The sequence below is a fragment of the Streptomyces sp. NPDC031111 genome, assembly GCF_055570675.1.
In genome coordinates this window covers 281,138-304,633 of sequence record NZ_JBVIGS010000004.1, presented here as the reverse complement: position 1 = coordinate 304,633, position 23,496 = coordinate 281,138, and the positions used below count along the sequence as shown (strand labels likewise).

The 23,496-nt window shown below is 70.4% G+C and carries 19 protein-coding genes and 1 tRNA gene; 10 read left to right on the top strand and 10 right to left on the bottom strand.

Translation table 11 applies throughout. The features are described from left to right. Positions 1-133: 133 nt before the first annotated feature. Positions 134-469 carry a Rieske (2Fe-2S) protein gene (locus ACZ470_RS11730; protein WP_190096337.1) on the bottom strand — a complete coding sequence of 112 codons (336 nt, stop codon included), beginning with the start codon at positions 467-469 and terminating at the stop codon, positions 134-136. A 309-nt stretch (positions 470-778) separates the two neighbouring features. Here ACZ470_RS11730 and ACZ470_RS11725 point away from each other — a divergent pair, with 309 nt between their 5' ends. Beyond that, positions 779-1,798: a helix-turn-helix transcriptional regulator gene (locus tag ACZ470_RS11725; protein ID WP_468426702.1), complete on the top strand. Its 1,020-nt coding sequence runs from the start codon at positions 779-781 to the stop codon at positions 1,796-1,798. After that, positions 1,795-2,781 carry a helix-turn-helix transcriptional regulator gene (locus ACZ470_RS11720; protein WP_468426701.1) on the top strand — a complete coding sequence of 329 codons (987 nt, stop codon included), beginning with the start codon at positions 1,795-1,797 and terminating at the stop codon, positions 2,779-2,781. Before ACZ470_RS11725 ends, ACZ470_RS11720 begins: the two co-directional genes overlap by 4 nt. Here the strand turns inward: ACZ470_RS11720 and ACZ470_RS11715 are convergent. The 7 genes from ACZ470_RS11715 to ACZ470_RS11685 all read right to left on the bottom strand — a co-directional run bounded on the left by ACZ470_RS11715 (position 2,744) and on the right by ACZ470_RS11685 (position 10,599). Continuing rightward, complete coding sequence (locus ACZ470_RS11715) at positions 2,744-3,775, bottom strand: helix-turn-helix transcriptional regulator (RefSeq protein WP_468426899.1); 1,032 nt, start codon at positions 3,773-3,775, stop codon at positions 2,744-2,746. The genes ACZ470_RS11720 and ACZ470_RS11715 overlap by 38 nt on opposite strands. Positions 3,776-3,904: 129 nt before the next feature. Next, entirely contained in the window at positions 3,905-5,011 is a 1,107-nt protein-coding gene (locus ACZ470_RS11710) for a sugar ABC transporter substrate-binding protein (protein WP_468426700.1), read from the bottom strand. Positions 5,012-5,288: 277 nt separating this feature from the next. Continuing rightward, positions 5,289-5,738, bottom strand: a complete 450-nt coding sequence (locus ACZ470_RS11705; RefSeq protein ID WP_468426699.1) for a heat shock protein transcriptional repressor HspR — start codon at positions 5,736-5,738, stop codon at positions 5,289-5,291. Positions 5,739-5,743: 5 nt separating this feature from the next. Then, positions 5,744-6,922, bottom strand: a complete 1,179-nt coding sequence (gene dnaJ / locus ACZ470_RS11700) for a molecular chaperone DnaJ (RefSeq protein ID WP_468426698.1) — start codon at positions 6,920-6,922, stop codon at positions 5,744-5,746. Positions 6,923-6,958: 36 nt separating this feature from the next. Beyond that, positions 6,959-7,627, bottom strand: a complete 669-nt coding sequence (gene grpE, locus ACZ470_RS11695; RefSeq protein WP_468426697.1) for a nucleotide exchange factor GrpE — start codon at positions 7,625-7,627, stop codon at positions 6,959-6,961. Then, the gene (gene dnaK, locus ACZ470_RS11690; RefSeq protein ID WP_468426696.1) at positions 7,624-9,468 is read right to left on the bottom strand and encodes a molecular chaperone DnaK; all 1,845 of its coding nucleotides are present in this window, start codon (positions 9,466-9,468) and stop codon (positions 7,624-7,626) included. The genes grpE and dnaK overlap by 4 nt, the downstream gene beginning before the upstream one ends. Before the next feature lie 93 nt (positions 9,469-9,561). Then, a complete protein-coding gene (locus tag ACZ470_RS11685; RefSeq protein WP_468426695.1) occupies positions 9,562-10,599 on the bottom strand; it encodes an MraY family glycosyltransferase in 1,038 nt (345 codons plus the stop codon). 236 nt (positions 10,600-10,835) lie between these two features. Between ACZ470_RS11685 and ACZ470_RS11680 the strand changes: the two genes are divergently transcribed. The 5 genes from ACZ470_RS11680 (at position 10,836) to ACZ470_RS11660 (ending at position 19,025) form a co-directional block, all read left to right on the top strand. After that, entirely contained in the window at positions 10,836-13,118 is a 2,283-nt protein-coding gene (locus ACZ470_RS11680) for a (Fe-S)-binding protein (RefSeq protein ID WP_468426694.1), read from the top strand. A gap of 204 nt (positions 13,119-13,322) precedes the next feature. Continuing rightward, the gene (locus tag ACZ470_RS11675) at positions 13,323-14,777 is read left to right on the top strand and encodes an FG-GAP-like repeat-containing protein (protein ID WP_468426693.1); all 1,455 of its coding nucleotides are present in this window, start codon (positions 13,323-13,325) and stop codon (positions 14,775-14,777) included. A gap of 251 nt (positions 14,778-15,028) precedes the next feature. Then, complete coding sequence (locus ACZ470_RS11670) at positions 15,029-16,483, top strand: FG-GAP-like repeat-containing protein (RefSeq protein WP_468426692.1); 1,455 nt, start codon at positions 15,029-15,031, stop codon at positions 16,481-16,483. Positions 16,484-16,521: 38 nt separating this feature from the next. Continuing rightward, the gene (locus tag ACZ470_RS11665) at positions 16,522-17,949 is read left to right on the top strand and encodes a hypothetical protein (protein WP_468426691.1); all 1,428 of its coding nucleotides are present in this window, start codon (positions 16,522-16,524) and stop codon (positions 17,947-17,949) included. A 125-nt stretch (positions 17,950-18,074) separates the two neighbouring features. Beyond that, the gene (locus tag ACZ470_RS11660; protein ID WP_468426690.1) at positions 18,075-19,025 is read left to right on the top strand and encodes a Yip1 family protein; all 951 of its coding nucleotides are present in this window, start codon (positions 18,075-18,077) and stop codon (positions 19,023-19,025) included. Between the two features lie 62 nt (positions 19,026-19,087). On the opposite strand, the gene ACZ470_RS11655 is transcribed toward ACZ470_RS11660, so the two are convergent. Both ACZ470_RS11655 and dcd read right to left on the bottom strand, forming a co-directional pair. Continuing rightward, positions 19,088-19,585, bottom strand: a complete 498-nt coding sequence (locus ACZ470_RS11655) for a phosphoribosyltransferase (RefSeq protein WP_468426689.1) — start codon at positions 19,583-19,585, stop codon at positions 19,088-19,090. Then, complete coding sequence (gene dcd / locus ACZ470_RS11650; protein ID WP_468426688.1) at positions 19,582-20,157, bottom strand: dCTP deaminase; 576 nt, start codon at positions 20,155-20,157, stop codon at positions 19,582-19,584. The genes ACZ470_RS11655 and dcd overlap by 4 nt, the downstream gene beginning before the upstream one ends. 509 nt (positions 20,158-20,666) lie before the next feature. Between dcd and ACZ470_RS11645 the strand changes: the two genes are divergently transcribed. The 3 genes from ACZ470_RS11645 (at position 20,667) to ACZ470_RS11635 (ending at position 23,149) form a co-directional block, all read left to right on the top strand. Continuing rightward, a tRNA-Gly gene (locus ACZ470_RS11645) sits at positions 20,667-20,740 on the top strand. Between the two features lie 565 nt (positions 20,741-21,305). Continuing rightward, entirely contained in the window at positions 21,306-21,509 is a 204-nt protein-coding gene (locus ACZ470_RS11640) for a cold-shock protein (RefSeq protein WP_030173817.1), read from the top strand. A gap of 182 nt (positions 21,510-21,691) precedes the next feature. After that, on the top strand, positions 21,692-23,149 hold the full coding sequence (locus tag ACZ470_RS11635) for a DEAD/DEAH box helicase (RefSeq protein ID WP_468426687.1): 1,458 nt from the start codon (positions 21,692-21,694) through the stop codon (positions 23,147-23,149). Positions 23,150-23,496: the final 347 nt, after the last annotated feature.

Below are 23,496 nucleotides of genomic sequence, written 5' to 3'. Positions count from 1 at the left end.
TCCTCCCCCCCCCCCCTCCCCCCCCCCCCCCCCCACCCCCACACCCCCCCCCCCCCCCCCCCCCCCCCCCCCCCCCCCCCCCCCCGCTGCGGGGGGAAGCACCTGCGCGATCTTTTACGACGGGGGAATCGCGTCAGGCACTGCGGGGGGTGGCCGAGATGGTCCGGGCGGCAGGAGAGTCCGACTCCACCTGCCGGTGGTCCCGCTGGTCCAGGTTCACAAAGATCATTCCGTACCGGATGGCACACCGCACGGGCTTCGGCGCCCCGCGGGGGCGCCGCAGGCACCGGTACGCCCGTACGTCCCCGTCCTCGTCGCGGGTGACGACCACCGGCTCCCCGAAGACGGTCACCATCAACGAGTCGCCGCTGTGGGGGATCGCGGTGACCAGGTCGATGAAGTGCCATCCGGACCGGTAGGCGGTCGCCATCTCCCTGCGGAAGGAGCGGTCGTCGGGTGGAGTAGTCATGTCACGCCCACACGCTGTCATCCGTACGCGCGGGACCCGCCGCCCACACGCTGTCGCCCGGAGGTGCGTTCTCCGCGACGATCGGCGGCCACACGCTGTCCGCCCGGACGTCTCCCTTCGCATCGGAGAGGCCGCCCAACACCCCGAAGGCCACGCCGACGGAGAAGGCGGCGACAAGCACCGAGCGAAGCATTTTCTTACCCATAGTCGGCTTCGTCCTCACTTGAAGGTCCCCTCTTCCCCCGTCGAGTACGACGATGGCTCATTCGGGCACGTCATGGCCACACGATCGGTGCATCATGTTCCTGCATGTTCAGGACCTTGGGGGGTGGAGATTTGGGAACAAAACAGACTAAGGCGGCACATCCTCACGCGGTGACTGAGCTGTGCGAGGAGGGGGCGCGACTGTACGCGAATGCTCTCCGCGCGGGACGTATCGCCCGCACGGACGTCGAACCTGCGCCCTGCTTGATGGACTTCGCCCTCCTTCATCCGGATCCCGATGATGCGCAGTGGTTGCGTCCGGTGCTCCCCTCGATCGCCCTGGCTCAGCGATTGAGCCCGATAGAGCGTGAAATCACCGAACGCCGGCGCCTGTCGATAGAACTCGCCGACACTTTCGAGCCGTTCATGTCCCTGAGCGCCCAGGACATCGCCCCCACCCACTCACTCACCGTGCTCGAGGGCAACGACCGCATCAACAGCGCGCTGGACCTTGCCACCGCCCAGTGCCGGACGGAAATGCTCACCGTGCAGCCGAGCGGGCACCGGCCCGAACGCAGCCTGCTCCAGGGCTTCGAACGCGACCGGCTGCTGGTCGAGCGCGGCGTGCGCATCCGCACGCTCTACCAGCACACCGCCCGCTTCAACCCGGAGCGCCTCTCCTACGTCGAGCAGTTCACCAACGGCAAGGCCGAGTACCGCACCATCGACGAGCTGGTGGAGCGCCTCATCATCTGCGACGAGACGGTCGCCTTCATCCCCGTCCGCGACGACCGCCAGGTCGCCCTGGAACTGCGGCACACGGGCCTCGTCCGCTATCTGATCAAGGTCTTCGAGTTCATGTGGAGCCGCGCGGTCCCGCTGACCGCCGGCACCCCCTACGAAACCGCGCCCGACGGCATACCGGAGATCCAGCACTCCATCGCCAAGCTCCTGGTGGAGGGCCACGTGGACGAGGCCATCGCCCGCCGGCTCGGCATGAACGTACGGACCTGCCGCGCCCACATCGCCAAACTCGCCGCCACCCTCGGCAGCGGCAGCCGGGCCCAGCTCGGCTACCTCATCGCGGAGTCGGGGATCCTCAACCAGGAGGGAACACAGAAGTGACCCCGGTGGCGCACGCGGAGCACGGGGCGGAGGAGCTCTGCTCCACGGGTGCCGCCCTGTACGAACGCGCCCTGCGCGAGGGACGGGTGACCGCCCGTGAGGCGCAGGCCGTACCCTGCCTCGTCGACCTGGGCCTGCTGCACCCCGCCGTCGACGACCCGGAGCGGTGGGAGCCCGTCACCCCCGTCGTGTCCCTCCAGCGGCTGCTGCGGCGCTCCGCGGAACGCATCGCGGAGGACCGGCGGCGCGAGGAACGGCTCGCCGAGACCATCGCCTCCTTCCTGCGGGCCGACCGGCCCCACACGGTGGCCGAGGAGACGCCGGTACTGAGGCTGCTCAGCGGCAAGGGACGCATCGTCCAGGCCATCGCCGAGGCGCTGGCCGGGGCCACGGACCGGCTCCTGGCCATCCACCCGCGCAGCGGCCACGTCGGACCGCCCACCGAGGCGTACCAGCTCGCCCTGGAGCGGGACCAGGCGTTCCTCGACCGCGGCGGCCGGATCCGCACCCTCTACCCGCACACGCTGCGGCACGCCCCCACCGTGCTCGCCCGCTACGAACGCCTGTCCGGCGACGTCGAGGCCCGCACCCTGGACGAGGTGACCGAACGTCTCATCCTCGTGGACCGCACGGTCGCCTTCATCCCCGCCAACAGCGACCGCAGCCTGGCCCTGGAGGTCCGCCACCCGGCCCTGGTGGAGTACCTGGGCACGGTCTTCGACCGCCTCTGGCGGCTCGCCACCCCCATGCACCCCCGGGCGGCCCGGCTGCCGTCACCGGACGGCATCAGCCCCCGCCAGCACGCCATCGCGAGCCTCCTCGTCGAGGGCCACACCGACGCCGTGATCGCCGACCGCCTCGGCATGAACATCCGCACCGCCCGCGAACACATCGCCAAGCTCGCGGCGGCCCTGGGCAGCGGCAGCCGGGCTCAGCTCGGGTACCTCATCGCCCGCTCGGGGATCCTCGACCGGGAAGAGTGACCGCCGGGCTCCGCGGCCCGTCCAGGCCGGCCTGCGCGATCCGCACGCCCAGCTGGGTGCGGCTGGCCGCGCCCAACGTCTCCGACAGCCGGGCGATATGGGCCCGGCAGGTACGCACGCTGATGCCCAGCCGCTCCGCGATCACCGCGTCCTGATGGCCCTCCGCCAGCAGCGCCGCGATGGACACCTCGCGGTGCGAGATGCCCTCGATGCCGGTGTCGGGCAGCGGGGCGGTCAACGGGATGGCGAGCCGCCACAGACGCTCGAAGACCGTGCCCAGGTACTCCACCAGCGCCGGGTGCCGCAGCTCCAGCGCCATGGTGCGCTCGGCGTTGGCGGGAATGAACGCCACCGTGCGGTCGAACAGGATCAGCCGCTCGACCACCTCGTCCAGCGTGCGCGCCTCCACCGCGTCGCCCATCAGCTCCAGATAGGTGAGCAGCCCGTGCCCGTGCCGGGCCACGTGCGTGTAGAGGTCCCGCATCCGCACCCCGCGGCCGCGCAGCGCCATCGCCCGGTGCAGGCCCTCCGACAGCTCCGCCTCGCGCCGGATGCCACCCGGCTGGACCGTGAGCACCTCGGTGGTGCAGGCCTGCGTCGCCTCGTCCATCGCCGCCTGGATCCGGGCCAGCCCGTCCAGCACCCGGATCGCCGGGCCCTCCGCCACCGACAACGGGGCGGGCAGGTGACGGCCGAGACCGGCGTACCACTCGAAGGCGGTGACGGCCGAGCCGACCCGGCGCTGGCTCGCGCTGATCTCGTCGTACATCCCGCGCAGCAGCCGGGTCATGACCTCCTGCGGGGCGGTGGGCACCAGCCAGTCCATGTCGTCCGGGTCCGGGTGCAGCAGGGCCAGCTCCAGCAGGCAGGGCACCGGCTCCGCGTCCCGGCGCGGCAGCCGTCCGCGCCGTACGGCCCGGGAATACACGCGATCCCCGGCCTCGCACAGTCGGTCAGCACCGTGTGGATGCTCGTCCGTCCCGTGCCCGGCCATCGCCCATCCCACCCCCGGTTCAGCCACTTTCCGCAGCGCAACTATGCGCGGCCGGAACCGGCTGTGCAACACGACCGGCCACCGCGCCGGGCAGCGGGCCGGTGCGGTGGCCGAATATCGACGGTGCGGTTACTTCAGCTTGATCGCCGCGCAGGCCGACTTGTACTCGCCGGTGCAGATGTCCGACACCTCGTAGATCTCGTCGGCGATGACGGTGTCCTCGATGTTCTCCTTCGTCAGCGCGACCACGGGGACGAGCTGCGCCGGGATGTCCTTGTCGGTGGGGCTGTCCACCCGGTCGCGGGTCAGCGCGTCGAACTGGATGTCCCGGCCCTGGACCTTCGCCACGGCCATCTCCGCCGCGCTCTCGGCCTCCTCCGGGTAGGACTTGTACACGCTCATGTACTGCTCGCCGGAGATGATGCGCTGCACCGCCGCGAGCTCGGCGTCCTGGCCGGTGATCGGGGGCAGCTCGGTCACGCCGGCGTCCCGCAGGGCCTTGACGATGCCGCCCGCCATGCCGTCGTTCGCGGAGTAGACCGCCTCGATGTTCTCCGCGCCGATCGCGTTGATCGCCTCGGTCATGTTGGCCTGGGCGTTCTCCGGCTTCCAGTCCTTGGTGTCGTAGGACTTGGAGATCGTCACCTTGCCCTTGAGCTCGGAGAGCGCGCCCGCCTTGAACTGCTTGGCGTTGGGGTCGGTGGACGAGCCGTTCATCATCACGATCTTGTCGGTGATGCTGAGGTCGTCGCCCAGGGACTCCAGCAGGGACCGGCCCTGCACCTCACCGACCAGCTCGTTGTCGAAGGAGATGTACGCGTCGATCGGGCCCTCGGCCAGCCGGTCGTAGGCGATGACCGGGATGCCCGCGTCCTTGGCCTTCTTCACACCGTCCGCGATGGCTTTCGAGTCGACCGCGTCCAGCACGATGACGTCGACCTTCTCGTCGATCATCCGCTGGAGCTGGGTGGCCTGCTTGTCGGCGTCCGCCTCGGCGTTGGCGTACTCGACCTTGCCCTTCTTGTTGGTGAGCGACTCCACCTTCGTCTTGAAGATGGGGTAGTCGAACTGCTCGTACCGCGTGTTGGCCTTCTCCGGGAGCAGCAGCCCGACGGTGATGTCGTCCCCCTTGGTCGGGCTCGCGTCGTCGCTGCTCCCCGTCGCGTTGAGCACGCCGCAGCCGGCGAGCATGACGGACATGGAGGTGGCGGCCACTGATATGGCGATACGACGCATGCGAGGGCTCACTTCAGGTGCGTTTTGGACGTGGGCACAGCTTTGCGGCCCATGTGACTGAAAAGCCAACGCTTCAGCCCCCGTCGGCGTCAAGGGCAGCCACTTAACGAGATGGACACAGCACGGTGCGCTGAACTCGTGAGAGACCTGCGGACGCTCGGCGAGGATCATCGGGACACGCAGGCATACGATAGTCACAGACATGGCCGTGGATAAGGCGAGAGGCCCGGAGGTTCGGTGAACCTCCGGGCCTCTCGCCCCACTTCACGTCCCGCGGTCAGTCCGACTGCTGCCGCTTGGGCCGCCACACCACCAGCGCGCTGGTCTGCTGCACCTCCTGGTACGGCACCAGGTCACGGCGGTACGAGGCGTGCACCGCGGCCTCGCGCTGACGCATCGTCGCCGCCGCCCCGTCGAGGGCGTCCTCCAGCTCGGCCACCCGGGCCTGGAGGGCGGCGACCTGGTTCTCCAGTTCGATGATGCGCTTGATCCCGGCCAGGTTGATGCCCTCGTCCTGCGACAACTGCTGCACCTGACGGAGCAGTTCGATGTCACGGGCCGAGTAGCGACGACCCCGGCCGGCCGTGCGGTCCGGCGACACAAGACCCAGCCGGTCGTACTGACGCAGTGTCTGCGGGTGCAGGCCGGAGAGCTGGGCCGCCACCGAAATGACGTAGACCGGGGTGTCCTGAGTCAGTTCGTACGGATTGCGTCGACGGCCGTCCATGCAGATCAAGCTCCCTTCGCGGCCTGGAACAGCTCCGCCCGCGGATCCTCGTCCGCGGTCGCCTCGCGATACGCCTCCAGCGCGTCACGAGCCTTCCCCGACAGGTCCTTGGGAACACTCACCTCCACGGTGACCAGCAGATCACCGCGCGTGCCGTCCTTGCGGACCGCGCCCTTGCCCCGGGCCCGCATGGTGCGGCCGTTGGGCGTGCCCGGCGGCAGCTTCAGCGTGACCGGCGGACCTCCCAGCGTCGGGACCCGGACCTCGCCGCCGAGGGCGGCCTCGGCATACGTCACCGGGACCGTGACGGTGAGGTTGTCGTCCTTGCGGCCGAACACCGGGTGACTGCCGACGTGCACGACGACGTACAGATCACCGGCGGGACCGCCGCGCTCGCCCGGCGCGCCCTTGCCGCGCAGCCGGATCCGCTGGCCGTCGCCGACGCCCGCGGGGATGCGCACCTGCATGGTCCGCGACGACTTGGCCCGGCCGCTGCCCTTGCAGATCTCGCAGGGCTCCTCCGCGATCAGACCGCGGCCCTTGCAGTCGGGGCAGGGGTCGGTGAGCGAGAACCCGCCACCGGAGCCCCGCGCCACCTGCCCGGTGCCGACGCAGGTCGGGCACACGCGCGGTGTGCCGTTCTTGTCGCCGGTGCCCGAACAGGCCTTGCAGGGCGCCTGCGACGACATCCGCAGCGGAACCGTCGCGCCCTCGATCGCCTCGGTGAAGCTGAGCGTCACCTCGGACTCGATGTCCTGACCGCGCCGGGGCTGGGTGCGCGTCGTACCCGTGCCGCCCCGGTTGAACAGGCCCCCGAAGACGTCACCGAGGCCGCCGCCGAAGCCGCCGCCCGCTCCCTGGCCGCCGGGCTGACCCCCGAAGAGGTCACCCAGGTCGAAGTTGAAGGAGCCGCCGCCCGCGCCCGGCCCCGGACGGAACCCGCCGTTGCCGAAGAGCGCGCGCGCCTCGTCGTACTCCTTGCGCTTCTTGGGGTCGCCGAGGATGTCGTTCGCCTCGGAGATCTCCTTGAACCGCTCCTCCGCCTTGGCGTTGCCCTTGTTGGCGTCCGGGTGGAACTCGCGGGCGAGCTTCCGGTACGCCTTCTTGATCTCGGCCTCGGTGGCGTCCTTGGGGACGCCGAGGACCTTGTAGTAGTCCTTCTCGATGAAGTCCTTGGTGCTCATCCCCGACGTCCCTCCTTCCCTGCGTCAGCTATCGCGTCAGCCCTCCTCCGGGCCACCGCTCTCCTTGTTCTCCGACGGATCGGTCCCCGCCTCGGTGCTCTCCTCGGCCGGCTTGACCGTCTGCGCGCCCGGCTGGGGCTCGGCGACCGCCACCCGCGCGGGGCGGATGGTGCGCTCGCCGATGCGATACCCCGGCTGGAGAATCGCCACGCACGTCGTCTCCGTGACGTCCGGCGCGTAACTGTGCATCAGCGCCTCGTGGATCGTCGGGTCGAAGGGCTCGCCCTCCTTGCCGAACTGCTGGAGGCCCATCTTGGCGATGACCGTCTCCAGCGACTCCGCGACGGACTTGAAGCCGCCGACCAGCTCGCCGTGTTCCCGCGCGCGGCCGACGTCGTCGAGCACCGGGAGCAGCTCGCTCAGGAGGTTCGCCACGGCGATCTCCTTCACCGCGATCCGGTCGCGTTCGACCCGGCGCCGGTAGTTCTGGAACTCGGCCTGGAGGCGCTGGAGATCCGCCGTGCGCTCGCTGAGCGCCGTACGGGTCTGGTCCAACTGGGCCACCAGGGCCGCGTCCTGGCCCGTGTCCCCGGCCGGGGCCGCCCCCTCCTCCGCGGAGGGGGAGGCGGCCTTCGGCTCGGCTTCGTCGGAGGGGACGTCGGGCTGCTGCGACTGTTCGTCGAAGCCCGGGGTCTCCTCGGTCACGCCGCACCGTCCTTGCGGTCCTCGTCGACGATCTCGGCGTCGACGACGTCGTCGTCGGCCTTGGCCTCACCGGCACCGGCGGACGCGCCGCCCGCCGCCTGCCCGGCCTGGGCGTCGGCGTACATGGCCTGACCCAGCTTCTGGGAGACGGCCGCGACCTTCTCCGTGGCGGTGCGGATCTCGGCGGTGTCCTCGCCCTTGAGCTTCTCCTTCAGCTCGGCGACGGCGGTCTCGACCTCGGTCTTGACGTCACCGGGGACCTTGTCCGCGTTGTCGGCGAGGAACTTCTCGGTCTGGTAGACGAGCTGCTCGCCCTGGTTGCGGGACTCGGCGGCCTCGCGGCGGGCGTGGTCCTCCTCCGCGTACTTCTCGGCCTCCTGGCGCATCCGGTCGACCTCGTCCTTCGGGAGCGACGAACCGCCGGTGACGGTCATCTTCTGCTCCTTGCCGGTGCCGAGGTCCTTCGCCGTGACGTGCATGATGCCGTTGGCGTCGATGTCGAAGGAGACCTCGATCTGCGGGACGCCGCGCGGCGCCGGGGGCAGACCGGTCAGCTCGAACATGCCGAGCTTCTTGTTGTACGCGGCGATCTCGCGCTCGCCCTGGTAGACCTGGATCTGCACCGACGGCTGGTTGTCCTCGGCCGTGGTGAAGATCTCGGAGCGCTTCGTCGGGATCGTGGTGTTGCGCTCGATCAGCTTGGTCATGATGCCGCCCTTGGTCTCGATGCCGAGGGACAGCGGGGTGACGTCGAGCAGCAGGACGTCCTTGACCTCGCCCTTGAGGACACCGGCCTGGAGCGAGGCGCCGATGGCGACGACCTCGTCCGGGTTCACACCCTTGTTGGCCTCCTTGCCGCCGGTCAGCTCCTTGACGAGCTCGGCGACGGCGGGCATGCGGGTGGAGCCGCCGACGAGGACGACGTGGTCGATCTCGCTCAGCTGGATGCCGGCGTCCTTGACGACGTTGTGGAACGGCGTCTTGCAGCGCTCGAGCAGGTCCGCGGTCAGCTGCTGGAACTGGGCGCGGGTCAGCTTCTCGTCGAGGTGCAGGGGGCCCTCGGCGGACGCGGTGATGTAGGGGAGGTTGATCGAGGTCTCGGTGGACGAGGACAGCTCGATCTTCGCCTTCTCGGCGGCCTCGCGCAGACGCTGGAGCGCCATCTTGTCCTTGGACAGGTCCACACCGTGCCCGGACTGGAACTGCTTGACCAGGTAGTCGACGACGCGCTGGTCCCAGTCGTCACCACCGAGGTGGTTGTCACCGTTGGTGGCCTTCACCTCGACGACACCGTCGCCGATCTCCAGGAGGGAGACATCGAAGGTACCGCCACCGAGGTCGAAGACGAGGATGGTCTGGTCGTCCTTGTCGAGGCCGTACGCCAGGGCGGCGGCCGTCGGCTCGTTGACGATGCGCAGCACGTTCAGACCGGCGATCTCGCCGGCCTCCTTGGTCGCCTGGCGCTCGGCGTCGTTGAAGTACGCCGGGACGGTGATGACCGCGTCCGTCACCTTCTCGCCCAGGTACGACTCGGCGTCGCGCTTCAGCTTCTGCAGCACGAAGGCGCTGATCTGCTGCGGGTTGAAGGGCTTCCCGTCGAGCTCGATCTTCCAGTCGGTGCCCATGTGACGCTTGACCGACCGGATGGTCCTGTCGACGTTGGTCACGGCCTGGCGCTTGGCCACCTCACCGACCAGCACCTCACCGTTCTTGGCGAAGGCGACGACGGAAGGCGTGGTCCTGGCGCCCTCGGCGTTGGTGATGACGGTGGGCTCGCCGCCCTCCAGAACGCTGACGACGGAGTTAGTCGTGCCCAGGTCGATGCCGACCGCACGTGCCATTTCGATTCCTCCAGCTGACTTGAGTGGAACGGACTCAAGCATGCATGACACCCGGGCCAGGGTCAACAGAGCTGAGTCGAGCAGACTCAACTCTTATCCGCTCCTTACACGCAACCGCTCGCTGACCTGCACGGACGTCTCCGCAGAGCGTTGACGGGGACGGAAGACGGGGGTGACGGGAAGGCGCACGAGCGCGAGGACGACGACCACGGCGACCGCCGCCACCCACAGCGCCGCACCCCCGGACACCCGTCCGGTGTGCGCGCCCACCCCCACCAGCACCCCGCCCAGCGCGCCGATGCCGAGCAGAACGGCCACCGCGCGGGGGGCGAGTCCGAGCCGCCGCAGCCGGTGCCCGAGATGGTCCGGCCGGCCGCGCGTCAGCGGCCACCGGGACAGCCGCCGCCCGAGCACCACCAGTACGGCGTCGGCGCACACCACGGCGGTCAGTGCGAACAACACCCCGGCGCCGGCCCCGATTCCCTGCCCGGCCCGTACGAACACCGCCGAGGAGGCCAGCACGAACCCCGTGAACAGCGACCCGCCCGCACCCAGGCCGACCCGGGCGGGATGCCAGTTGTGCAGCAGGAACCCGGCGAGCGCGGCGGCCAGGACGGTCAGCAGTACGGCGATCCCGTCCATCAGCTCGGCCGCAGCGCAGGCCGCCACGCCGAACGCCGTCACCGCCCCCACACCACCGGCCAGCCCGTCGGCGTGGTCGAGCCCCCGGAAGGCGGCGGTGACCAGGACGACCCACCCGACGGCGCACACGCCCGCCGGGACCCCGGTCTCCGCGTACGGCACGACGAGCGCCGCCGCCACGGCCGTACCGGTGAGCGGGATCCACCACCGCAGCCGCCACACGTCGGCGGCCAGTCCGAGCACGCCGACCCAGGCGGCGGCGACCAGCAGCCGCCCGACCCCGGTGCCGAGCGGGGCGAGTCCCGCCCGGTCGCCGAGCCCCGCCACCAGCCCGGTCGTGAGCACGACGGCCGTTCCCCCGGACAGCGGCAGCGCCCACCGCCGTCTGCGGTCCAGGATTCCGAGGCGCAGGGCGGGGACCCGGAGCAGCCCCGCGAGCAGGGCGGAGAGCAGCAGGGCGGTGGCGGTGGCGGCGATCCCGTAGAGCACGGATATAAGTTAGGGGCGTATGGACCGATTTGGCGCGAATAACACGATCTGATGTCCGGCACCACCCGAGGGGCTGCTCAGGCAACCCTCAGCGATCCAGATCACCCCATGCCCGGCTACAGTGCGGCCGGGGATGGGGGTAGTCTCGAACGGACTGCATAAGTTACCGCTTAGTAATTTCGGGGAAGCCGTAGTGGAGCCCCCGACGAAACCCCTCGCAGGCCCGAGGAGCCCCCATGCAACTCGCCGCGATCATCGTGTCGCTGGTCCTGACCGTGGTCGGCGTTGCGCTGCTCGCACGCGCGATCGGCCAGTTCGTCCGGTACTTCAAGCTGGGCCAGCCGGTACCGGCCGGTGCCCGGACCGACAACCCCTACCAGCGCAGTGTGACCCTGGTCCGGGAGTTCCTCGGCCACACCCGCATGAACCGCTGGGGCATCGTCGGCGTCGCCCACTGGTTCGTGGCGGTCGGCTTCCTGACGCTGCCGCCGACCCTCGCCCAGGCGTTCGGCCAGCTCTTCGAGGCCGACTGGGTGCTGCCGGTCATCGGCGGCTTCCTGCCGTTCGAGCTGTACATCGAGTTCATCGGTGTGATGACCGTCCTCGGCATCGCCGTGCTCATCGTCATCCGGCTGCTCAGCCTGCCGTCGCGGCCGGGCCGCAAGTCCCGCTTCGCGGGCTCCAAGGCCGGCCAGGCGTACTTCGTCGAGTACGTCATCCTCACCATCGGCCTGGCCATCTACGTCCTGCGCGGCCTCGAGGGCGCGCTGCACCACGTGGACTCCTACGAGGCGTCGTACTTCGCCTCGTACCCGTTGGTCCTCGCCTTCGACGGCCTGTCGGTCACCACCCTCCAGAACCTGGTCTACCTGGTCGCCATGATCAAGATCGGGACCTCGTTCATCTGGATGATCGTGGTCTCGCTCAACACCAACATGGGTGTGGCCTGGCACCGCTTCCTCGCCTTCCCGAACATCTGGTTCAAGCGCGAGGCCACCGGCGGGACCGCCCTCGGCGCGCTCCAGCCGATGACGTCCGGCGGCAAGCCGATCGACTTCACCGACCCCGGTGACGACGACGTCTTCGGCGTCTCCCAGGTCGAGCAGTTCTCCTGGAAGGGCCTGCTGGACTTCTCCACCTGCACCGAGTGCGGCCGCTGCCAGTCGCAGTGCCCCGCCTGGAACACGGGCAAGCCCCTCTCCCCCAAGCTCCTGATCATGTCCCTGCGCGACCACGCGCACGCCAAGGCCCCCTACCTGCTGGCCGGCGGCGGCAAGACCATGGAGGGCGAGGAGAAGGCGTCCGAGGAGCAGCTGGCCGGCGTGCCCGCCGCCGCCCTCGCCGAGGCCGAGCGCCCGCTGATCGGCACCGCCGAGGAGAACGGCGTCATCGACCCCGACGTCCTGTGGTCCTGCACCACCTGCGGCGCCTGCGTCGAACAGTGCCCCGTCGACATCGAGCACGTCGACCACATCGTCGACATGCGCCGCTACCAGGTGATGATCGAGTCCGCGTTCCCGTCCGAGGCGGGCACGATGCTCAAGAACCTGGAGAAGAAGGGCAACCCCTGGGGCCTGGCGAAGAAGCAGCGCCTGGAGTGGACCAAGGAGGTCGACTTCGAGGTCCCGGTCGTCGGCAAGGACATCGAGGACCTGTCCGACGTCGAGTACCTGTACTGGGTCGGCTGCGCCGGAGCCCTGGAGGACCGCGCCAAGAAGACCACCAAGGCCTTCGCCGAGCTGCTGCACATCGCGGGCGTCAAGTTCGCGATCATGGGCGGCGACGAGAAGTGCACCGGTGACTCCGCCCGCCGTCTCGGCAACGAGCCCCTGTTCCAGGAGCTCGGCATGGAGAACGTCATGGCGCTGAACATGGCGTTCGGCGAGGAGACGGACGACGAGGGCAACGTGACGCCCGAGTCGAGGAAGCCCAAGTCGGCGAAGAAGATCGTCGCCACCTGCCCGCACTGCCTCAACACCCTCGGCAACGAGTACCCGCAGCTCGGCGGCGACTACGAGGTCATCCACCACACCCAGCTGCTCCAGCACCTCGTCGACGAGGGCAAGCTGATCCCGGTCACCCCGGTCGAGGGCATCATCACCTACCACGACCCGTGCTACCTGGGCCGCCACAACAAGATCTACACGCCCCCGCGCGAGATCATCGGCAAGGTCCCGGGCCTGCGCAACGAGGAGATGCACCGCCACAAGGAGCGCGGCTTCTGCTGCGGCGCCGGCGGCGCGCGGATGTGGATGGAGGAGCGGATCGGCAAGCGCATCAACAACGAGCGCGTCGACGAGGCGCTGTCGTTGAACCCGGACATCGTGTCCACCGCCTGCCCGTTCTGCCTGGTCATGCTGACCGACTCGGTCAACGGCAAGAAGAACGAGGGTGCGGCCAAGGAGTCCATCCAGGTCGTCGACGTCGCCCAGCTGCTGCTGGAGTCCGTCAAGACCCCGGCCGACCCGGCGGGCGACGAGGAGAACGAGAGCGCTCCGGAGCCCGAGCCGGTGAAGTAACGCGACACGTCGCCGAAGGGGCCGTCCGACTGGGCGGCCCCTTCGTCATGTTCACGTACAACCCTCCGGTCACCTCGGAGGTCTCTTGATCGGCGATCACCCGTGAACCCCAGGACAACTCAGGGCGAACACGGGTGACACACCACGCCGGCATCCGTGGACGACCGTTCCCGGTGGACGTCCCGCACACAGCAGGAGACCTCCTTGCACAAGAACCTCCGCACCGCCCTCGCGACCGCCACCGCCGCCGCGCTCACCGGCGGCCTGCTCGTCGCCATGGCCGGACCCGCGGCCGCCGCCCCGGGCCTCGACAGCGACTTCAACGGCGACGGCTACCGGGACGTCGCCGTCACCGCCCCCCTCGCCAGCGTGAGCGGCAAGAGCGGCGCCGGTGCCGTAACGATCCTCTACGGCTCCCCCAAGGGCGCCGGCGCGGGCAGAATCCAGACCTTCAGCCAGGACAGCTCGGGCGTCCCCGGCGCCGCCGAGAAGGACGACCAGTTCGGCGCCCACACCGCGCCCGGCGACTTCAACGGCGACGGCTACGCCGACCTCGCCGTGGGCGCCCCCGGCGAGGACGCGGGCACGGACACCAACGGCGGCACCGTCGTCATCCTGTGGGGCGGCTCCGGCGGCCTGTCCGGCGCCACCACCGTCTCCGACCCCTCCCGCTCCACCCACGACTGGTTCGGCCAGGTGGTCGCCGCCGGCGACTACAACGGCGACGGCAAGGACGACCTCGCGATCGCCTCGGACATCAACAAGGTCGACATCTACCGCGGCGGATTCACCAAGTCCGGCTCCACCGGCGGCCGCTACACCGTCACCGCGCCCATCCTGAAGGTCACGGGCCTCGACATCTTCAACCTCACCCCCGGCGACATCGACGCCGACGGCCGCACCGACCTGGTCGTCGACGGCTACGAGGGCGACAGCGACGGCGACTACTCCTACAACGCCAACTACTGGCTCCCCGGCTCGTCCTCCGGCGTGACCACCTCGGGCGCGCAGAAGCTCCCCGCCGGCGTCATCTCCGACATCGGCGACGTGAACGGCGACGGCTACGGCGACATCGTCATCGGCAACTCGTGGGACCCCGGCACCGACACCCCGGGCACCGCCAAGGGCGGCGCCGTGGAGATCATCTACGGCACGTCGTACGGCCCCGAGGGCGCCGCCGAGACGGTCAGCCAGAACACCGCCGGCGTGCCCGGCAGCAACGAGACCGGCGACAGCTTCGGCTACGAGGTCTCCCTCGGCGACATCAACGGCGACGGCCACGACGACCTCGTCATCGGCGCGCCGGGCGAGGACCTGGGCGAGTTCAAGGACGCCGGCATGGTCTCCGTGCTCTACGGCTGGAACGGCGGCCTCTCCGAGACCGGCACCCAGTCCCTGCACCAGGACACCCCGGGCGTCCCCGGCGGCAACGAGGCGGGCGACGGCTTCGGCGGCGAGGTCCTCCTCTCCGACGTCACCGGCGACGGAAAGGCCGACCTGACGGTCGGCCTGCCCTGGGAGAACGACTCCAACGGCTACGCCGTCACCTTCAACTCCGACGGCCTGAAGATCAACACCACCGGACGCGGCATCGGTCTCGGCGCCGCCGGCCTGTCCTCGGCGGGCAACCCCATGTTCGGCTTCCACGTCAACGGCTGACCGCCCGGCCACTGAAGCGGGGAGGGGACGGCGACCGTCGCCGGTACCTGCCCGCACGGCACGAAAATCCCGCGCGCCGACGGCCGTCGTCGTTGCCGATCAAAAGCCGCGCGGTACACGCACCACGGTCGTGCGCACGGCACACCCACACCCTGATGGCCAACCCTCCCCGCGTCGGAACACCGACCGGGCGGCCACCCCGCACACTTCCGGCACGCCGACCGCGTCCGGCTCCCGCAGGAGAACCCCGCATGCACCAGCGCCCCGTGCGCCTCGCCCTGGCCACCGCCACCGCCGTCGCACTGACCGGCGGCCTCCTCGCGCTGTCGGCCCCCACGGCCGGCGCCGCACCCTCCGGCCTGGCCGGCGACTTCAACGGCGACGGATACCGGGACGTCGCCATCGGCGCGGCCGGCGCCGACGTGGGATCCGTGCAGAACGCCGGTGCCGTCGTCGTGCTCTACGGCTCCTCCTCCGGCGTCTCCGCCACGAGGAAGACCGTCATCACCCAGAACTCCACCGGCATCCCCGGCGCCGCCGAGTACGGCGACCGCTTCGGCAGCAGCCTGGCCGCAGCCGACCTGAACCGCGACGGCTACGCCGACCTCGTCGTCGGCTCCCAGTACGAGGCCATCGGCGACCGCGACGGCGTCGGCTCGGTCACCGTCGTCTGGGGCGGCACGTCCGGCCTGTCCGGCGGCGCGGGGCTGCCCCAGCCGTCCGGCCTCTCCGAGTGGGGCCGCTACTCCTCCGGCCTCGCGACCGGCGACTTCGACGGCGACGGCGACATGGACGTGACCGCCACCGGCCAGAACCGCACCTACCTCTACAACGGCCCCTTCACCCGCACCGGCACCCCCGTGAGCCACCAGGGCGTCGACGAACTCGGCTCCACCTACGAGGTGTTCGCGGGCGACATGACCGGAGACCGCACGGCCGAACGCGTCTACCCGTACGGCGTGGACGGCGACTCGGCCGGTGAGATCAGCTACTTCCGCCACGACCCCGGCAACTGGGACGCGCACCCCGAGTCCGACTACGCCCGCGTCGAACTGCCGCACGCCGACGGCCTGGCCGGCGTGATCGCGGACGTCGACAAGGACGGCTACGGCGACCTCGTCCTCGGCGACTACGGCGACCCGGGCGACGGCAACTCCGTCAACGGCCACATCGGCGGCCGGATCTCCGTCTGGTACGGCGGCCCGGGCGGCCCCGACCCCGCGCAGAAGCCCACCGTCATCCACCAGGACACGGAGGGCGTACCGGGCGGCGGCGAGGCCGGCGACCTCTTCGGCTCCGCGCTCTCCGCGGGCGACGTCAACGGCGACGGCTACGCCGACATCGCGGTCGGCGCCCAGGGCGAGGACCTGGGCACCAAGAGGGACACCGGCACGGTGACCGTCCTCTACGGCTCCGCCTCCGGCCTGACCGGCAAGGGCGCCAAGCAGTACTCCCAGGACACCGCGGGCGTCCCCGGCAGCAACGAGACCAACGACGCCTTCGGCATCTCCGTCCGCCTGGTCGACCTCGACAAGAACGGCAAGGCCGACCTCGTCACCGGCGCCGGCTACGAGAACGGCTACGGCGCCGTCACCGTCATGCGCGGCACCACCTCCGGACTGACCACCTCCGGCGCCCTGTTCCTCTCCGCCCGCGGCGTCTCCCTCCAGGGCGGCGCCGGCTTCGCCTGGGCGATCGCCCAGTGACACCCCGTCCGCGTCCGCACGCCACCCCAAGGTCCCCCATGCGCCTGCGCACCGCCGCGATCACCCTCGCCGCCGCCACCCTGACGCCCCTCCTCCTCACCGCGCCCGCCGCCCACGCCGCCCCGGCCGCCGCCGACCCGTACGACTTCAACGGCGACGGCCGCGCCGACCTGGCGATCGGTGCCCCCGACGCCACCGTCGGCAGCGCGTCGAAGGCCGGCGCGGTCTCCGTCGTGTACGGCGGCTCCGGTGGCCTGAAGACCTCCGCACGCACCCTCATCACCCAGAACACCACCGGCGTCCCCGGCACCGCGGAGGCCGGCGACGCCTTCGGCGCTGCCCTGGCCTCCGCCGACCTGAACACCGACGGCTACGCCGACCTCCTGATCGGCGTGCCCGGCGAGGACGTCACCGGCGACACGAGCAGCGGCACGGCCGTCGTCGTCTGGGGCTCCACGTCCGGCCTGTCCGGCGCACGCTCCCTCTTCAGCTTCTTCGACGACAACTACGACCACTACGGCCAGGCCCTGGCCACGGGCGACTTCGACGACGACGGCGACATCGACGTCGCGGTCGGCTCCACCGGCCCGACCGTCGTGTCCCTCGTGGAGGGGCCGATCACCAGGACCGGCGCCCACAACGGCGGCTCCGGCTCGGCCTACGACTGGTGGTCCTCCTCACCCGGCGTCACCCAGCTCACCTCCGCGGACACCCCCGGCGACGGCAGCGGCCCGCTGGTCCTGCACGGCCGCGCCGCGCACAACGGCGACGCCGCCACCTCCCTGGCCGACCTGCGGATCGGCAACTACACGGACTGGCTCCAGCGGATGCCGGCCGGGTACGTCTCCGCGGCGGGCGACATCGACGGCGACGGCCACCCGGACTTCGCCGTCGGCAACGACCGGGAGACCTCCGCCGACCCCGGAGGCGCGAAGGGCGGCAAGGTCACCGTCGTCTACGGCGGCCCGGACGGCCTGGACGCCGACCGCGCCCCGCTCGTCCTCACCCAGGACACCGCCGGCGTCCCCGGCGCCTCCGAGACCGGCGACCGCTTCGGCAGCGGCGTCGCCCTCGGCGACATCAACGGGGACGGCCACGCCGACCTCGCCGTCGGCACCCCCGGCGAGAACAGCGGCACCGGCTCCGTCACCCTCCTGTACGGCTCCGCCTCGGGCCTCACCACCAAGGGCGCCCAGTCCTTCACCCAGAACACCGCGGGCGTCCCCGGCAGCTCGGAGACGGGCGACCTCTTCGGCACCCGCGTCGTCCTCACCGACCACACCGGCGACGGCCGCGCCGACCTGTCCCTGTCCGCGCCGGGCGAGAACGCCGGCGACGGCTCGCTCTGGTCCCTGCGCGGCTCGACGGCCGGCCTCACCACCACCGGCGCCATCAGCTTCGGCACGGCGACGACCGGGGTGTCCACGGCGGGCACGCCGCACCTGGGCTCGACCCTCGGCGGCTGACCCGTACGGGAAGGGCGCGTGTGACACCTGACTACCCCTTAGGGGATGTCACAGCTCGGCAGCAAAGCCGGGTCCTGAGCCGGGGCCCGGCCCGTCTCCTCCCGGGACCAGGTACGTTCGAAGGCGTGGCTGGATTCAGGATCGGACGCGGCCGGAACAACAACGGCTCTCCTCACGCGCGACCGCAACACCCCCCGCACGGACAGCAGACGCCGCAGGGACCGTCGTACGGCTACCCGCAGGCGCCGCAGCCGTACCCGCAGCAGCCGTCGTACGGCAACGGCGGCGGCGGTGGCGGCTGGCCCCAGGCGCACCGCGGCCCGGGCGGTCCCGGCGGCTACGGCGGTCCGGGCGGGCACGGCGAACCCGAGTACTTCGGGGACGGCGGGTACCCCCACGGCCCCCAGGGCGGACCGCACGACCCCTACGCGGCCAACAACCCGGGCCACACCCAGGCCTTCTCGATCAACGACGACCCCTACAACCAGGGCGACACCTACCGCGCCGGCTCCGCCCCGCCCGCCGGCCCGGTCGGCCCCCGCCTGCCCTGGAAGGACCTGCTGAAGGGCGTCGTCCTGTCGCCCGCGCAGACGTTCCTCCAGATGCGCGACTACACGATGTGGGCCCCCGCCCTCATCGTCACCTTCCTCTACGGCCTGCTCGCCGTCTTCGGCTTCGACGGCGCCCGCGAGGACGCGATCAACGCGACCCTGTCGAACGCGGTCCCGATCGTCATCACGACGGCCGTCGCGATGGTGCTCAGCGCGTTCGTCCTCGGCGTGGTCACCCACACCCTGGCCCGCCAGCTCGGCGGCGACGGCGCCTGGCAGCCCACGGTCGGCCTCTCCATGCTGATCATGTCCCTCACGGACGCGCCCCGCCTGGTCTTCGCCATGTTCGCGGGCGGCGACGCCACCTTCGTCCAGCTCCTCGGCTGGGCCACCTGGGTCGCGGCCGGCGCCCTGCTCACGGTCATGGTCACCCGCTCCCACGACCTCCCCTGGCCGAAGGCCCTGGGCGCGTCGTCGATCCAGCTGATCGCCCTGCTGTCGATCGTGAAGCTGGGCACGTTCTGATCCACGGGCCACACGAGGAAGGGGCTCCCGCACGGGAGCCCCTTCTTCTGCTTCTCCCGCTCTCAGGCGTCGAGCACCTGCCCGGTCCGCCTCACCACAGGCGGCTGAACGGACCACGGGAAGTTGATCCACTCATCGGTGCGCTTCCACACGTACTCGCACTTCACCAGCGACTGCGTCTTCTCGTAGACGACGGCGCTGCGCACCTCGGCGACGGCGTCGAGGCAGAAGTCGCGGACGAGCTTGAGCGTCTTGCCGGTGTCGGCGACGTCGTCCGCGATCAGCACCTTCTTGTCGGTGAAGTCGATGGCGTTGGGCACGGGCGCGAGCATGACCGGCATCTCGAGGGTCGTGCCCACACCGGTGTAGAACTCGACGTTCACGAGGTGGATGTTCTTGCAGTCGAGGGCGTAGGCGAGCCCGCCGGCCACGAAGACACCGCCGCGCGCGATGCTGAGCACCACGTCGGGCTCGTACCCGTCGTCGGCGATGGTCTGGGCGAGCTCACGGACGGCGACGCCGAACTGCTCGTAGCTGAGGTTCTCGCGCACGCCGCTCACACCTGGGTCCGGTGGAAGTTGAGGTAGGACCGCGAGGCCGTCGGCCCCCGCTGCCCCTGGTACCGCGACCCGTACCGCTCGCTCCCGTACGGGTGCTCGGCCGGCGAGCTGAGCCGGAACATGCACAGCTGCCCGATCTTCATTCCGGGCCACAGCTTGATCGGGAGGGTCGCGAGGTTGCTGAGCTCGAGCGTCACGTGCCCGGAGAACCCGGGGTCGATGAAGCCGGCGGTGGAGTGCGTCACCAGCCCGAGCCGCCCGAGCGAGCTCTTCCCCTCCAGCCGCGAGGCGAGATCGACCGGCAGCGTGATGACCTCGTACGTGCTGGCCAGCACGAACTCACCGGGATGCAGGATGAACGGTTCGTCCCCCTCCGGCTCCACGAGCCGGGTCAGGTCCACCTGCTCGACGGAGGGGTCGATGTGGGGGTACCGGTGATTCTCGAACACCCGGAAGTAGCGGTCGAGGCGTACGTCGATGCTGGACGGCTGCACCATGGATTCGTCGTAGGGATCGATCCGCACCCGCCCGGCGTCGATCTCGGCCCGGATGTCCTTGTCTGAGAGAAGCACGGCCCCGAGGATACGCAAGGCGCGCGGACCGGCCACAATCGGCCACCCCGCGCGCCCACGCCCTCTGTCCGTGCCTCCCGCGCTACCGCTTCTGCAGAGTCACCGGCACGACACTGCGGAGCCGCGCACAGCGCGGACACCGCAGGAGCCGACCGGGGCCGAGTCGCTCGGCCTGCTGCATCGGGAACGAGGCGGCGGTGAACACGTGCCCATCGGCACAGCGGACGACGGTGCGCTCCATCAAGTCCAAGAGTCCCTTCCCCAAGAGCCGCGTCTGGCTAACTGCCCTGACGACAAAAGCCACATTACGGGATCAAAGGAACGACCCTCCAGGCGGCACCCCGCACACGCACCAGGCCTTCACGGTACGCCCCAACGCCTGCCCCCCGCAGCCGCATCCACGCCCTGAAACAGAGTCAGGCCCCCGGCTCTTGAACACCGGGGGCCTGGCATGAGGTAGAGTGAGCGAGCGTCCGGACACCGTCGATGCGACGGGGTCGGGATCTTACGCGGGTGTAGTTTAATGGTAGAACATCAGCTTCCCAAGCTGAGAGCGCGAGTTCGATTCTCGTCACCCGCTCCACAGAGAAACCCCAGGTCAATGGCCTGGGGTTCATTGTTGTCCGATCCGATTGCGGGCGCCGGGGGGCGCCAGGCCCGCTTCGTCGGTATGACCTGCACCAGCATGGGGTGCTGCCGCGTCAAGTCGTCTGCGAGGTAGGACGGTTCTCCTGGGTGCGCCACCCGGTCGTCGACGACGAGCCGCTTCGGGGGATGTGACCTTTGTTGCAGCACGGGGTCTCGGGCGTGCTCGCCGTTGTGCCGTTCGCCGGGGACGGTGGCAGCGGCGCATGTCCCGTTGAGGGAGGTCAGAGGGCTGTGGGTGGAAGTCACGGCAGGAAGGCCGCGCGCCCACGGAGAGCAATATCTGTGCTCGTGAAATGAGAAATTGGTGCGGGGTGCGGCGAGTATTCCCCGGCCGCCCGGTGGGCCCAAATTTTTCCATCGCGCAAGGCCGATCGCACCGTGCTACTGTCGATCCCAGTTGCAGATGTGGTTGCCAGAAGGTTTTTCCGACGGCTGATCATCACGGCGACACGGAATGCGCACACGGCGTATTCCAGTACACCGCCTCCGAAGGAGAAACAATGGCTACTGGCACTGTGAAGTGGTTCAACGCGGAAAAGGGCTTCGGCTTCATCGAGCAGGACGGCGGCGGCGCCGACGTCTTCGCCCACTACTCGAACATCGCCGCCCAGGGCTTCCGCGAGCTGCTGGAGGGCCAGAAGGTGTCGTTCGACATCGCGCAGGGCCAGAAGGGCCTGACGGCCGAGAACATCGTTCCCGCCTGACGCACCGCCTCTGACGCGTACTTCGCAGCTGGGGCCCGCACCTTGGGGTGCGGGCCCCAGCTCGCTTCATTCCCAGGGTGATTCTCCCCTGTCGTTTTTCGGCCCGTTCTCGCGATTCTCTGCGCCGCTCATTCTGCTGCGGAAATCCCTTGATACGTGCCCGCATCGAGGAAGGTTTCCGCATGAACCGAACACGTACCACTCGCGCGCGCACCAATCGCACATTCGACCGCTCCGGCGCTCCGCGCCACTCCAAGGGAAAGCGCCAGCCGGCGCGGGGCGAGTTCGCCCTGCCGAAGACGGTCACGCCCCCGTTGCCCGCTGTCGAGTCGTTCGCCGATCTCGCCATGCCGGCTCCGTTGCTGGCCACGCTCGGCCATGAAGGCGTGACGGCACCGTTTCCGATCCAGGCGGCGACCCTGCCCAACTCCCTGGCCGGCCGTGACGTGCTCGGTCGCGGCCGCACCGGGTCGGGCAAGACCCTCGCCTTCGGCCTCCCGGTGCTGGCCCGTACGGCGGGACGGCGGGCCGAGCCGCGTCAGCCGCTGGCCCTGATACTCGTCCCCACCCGTGAGCTGGCCCAGCAGGTCACCGACTCGCTCGCTCCCTATGCCCGCTCCGTGCGCCTGAGGCTCGCCACCGTCGTCGGCGGAATGTCCATCGGCAGGCAGGCCGGTGCGCTGCGGGCCGGCGCGGAGGTGGTCGTCGCGACGCCCGGTCGCCTCAAGGACCTCATCGACCGGGGCGACTGCCGGCTCGCCGACGTCGACGTCACGGTTCTCGACGAGGCCGACCAGATGACCGACATGGGGTTCATGCCCCAGGTCACCGCCCTGCTCGACCAAGTGCGCCCCGGGGGTCAGCGGATGTTGTTCTCAGCCACCCTCGACCGCAACGTCGACCTGCTGGTCCGCCGCTACCTGACCGACCCGGTGGTGCACTCCGTCGACCCGTCGGCCGGTGCCGTCACCACGATGGAACACCACGTACTCCACGTGGACGACACGGACAAGCAGCGCACGACCACCGAGATCGCGGCCCGGGACGGCCGGGTCATCATGTTCCTGGACACCAAGCACGCCGTGGACCGGCTGACGAAGCACCTGCTGAACAGCGGTGTCCGCGCCGCCGCCCTGCACGGCGGCCGGTCCCAGCCGCAGCGCACCCGGACACTCGCGCAGTTCAAGGACGGTCACGTCACCGTCCTGGTGGCCACCAACGTCGCGGCCCGCGGCATCCACATCGACAGCCTCGACCTGGTCGTCAACGTGGACCCGCCCAAGGACCACAAGGACTATCTGCACCGTGGCGGCCGTACGGCCCGCGCCGGGGAGTCCGGCAGCGTCGTCACCCTGGTGACCCCCGGCCAACGCCGCGGCATGACCCGGTTGATGGATTTGGCCGACATCCGCCCGCGCGTCACCCAGGTCCGCCCGGGCGAGGCGGAGTTGAGCCGCATCACAGGCGCCCAGGCGCCCTCCGGGGTCCCTGTGGTCATCACCGCGCCTGCCGTGGAACGCCCCCGCCGCGCCTCTTCACCGTCCCGGGACCGCCAGGGCCGCACCGGCCAGGGTCGGCCCGTCGGCCCGAAGGCGCGCCGCAGGGCACAGCGGCGGCCCGGCAACAACGTGGCTGCCTAGGCCGGCGCGGCCTTGCAGCCCCTGAAGCCCCTGTGGCATCTCGGGAGACGCAGGGCCTCCGGGGCCGCAGGGGCCACCAAGCCGACCATCCCTTACCGAAGGAGACACCCTTGACGCCGGTGCGGACGCACCACGCGACAGGGCCCCGTGACCTCACCGCCGGCGAAGTCGTGCCGGCCATGATTCCGCACGCTCGGCGGCGCGCCCGCCCCGTGGCTGTGTGAGGACGTGCGGGAGACCGCCTCAGGATCCCGGTGGGGGGGGGGGGGGGGGGGGGGGGGGGGGGGGGGGGGGAGGGACCGGGGTGTGAGCGGCAGGAGGGAGAGGGGAGGAAGGAGAAAAGGAAA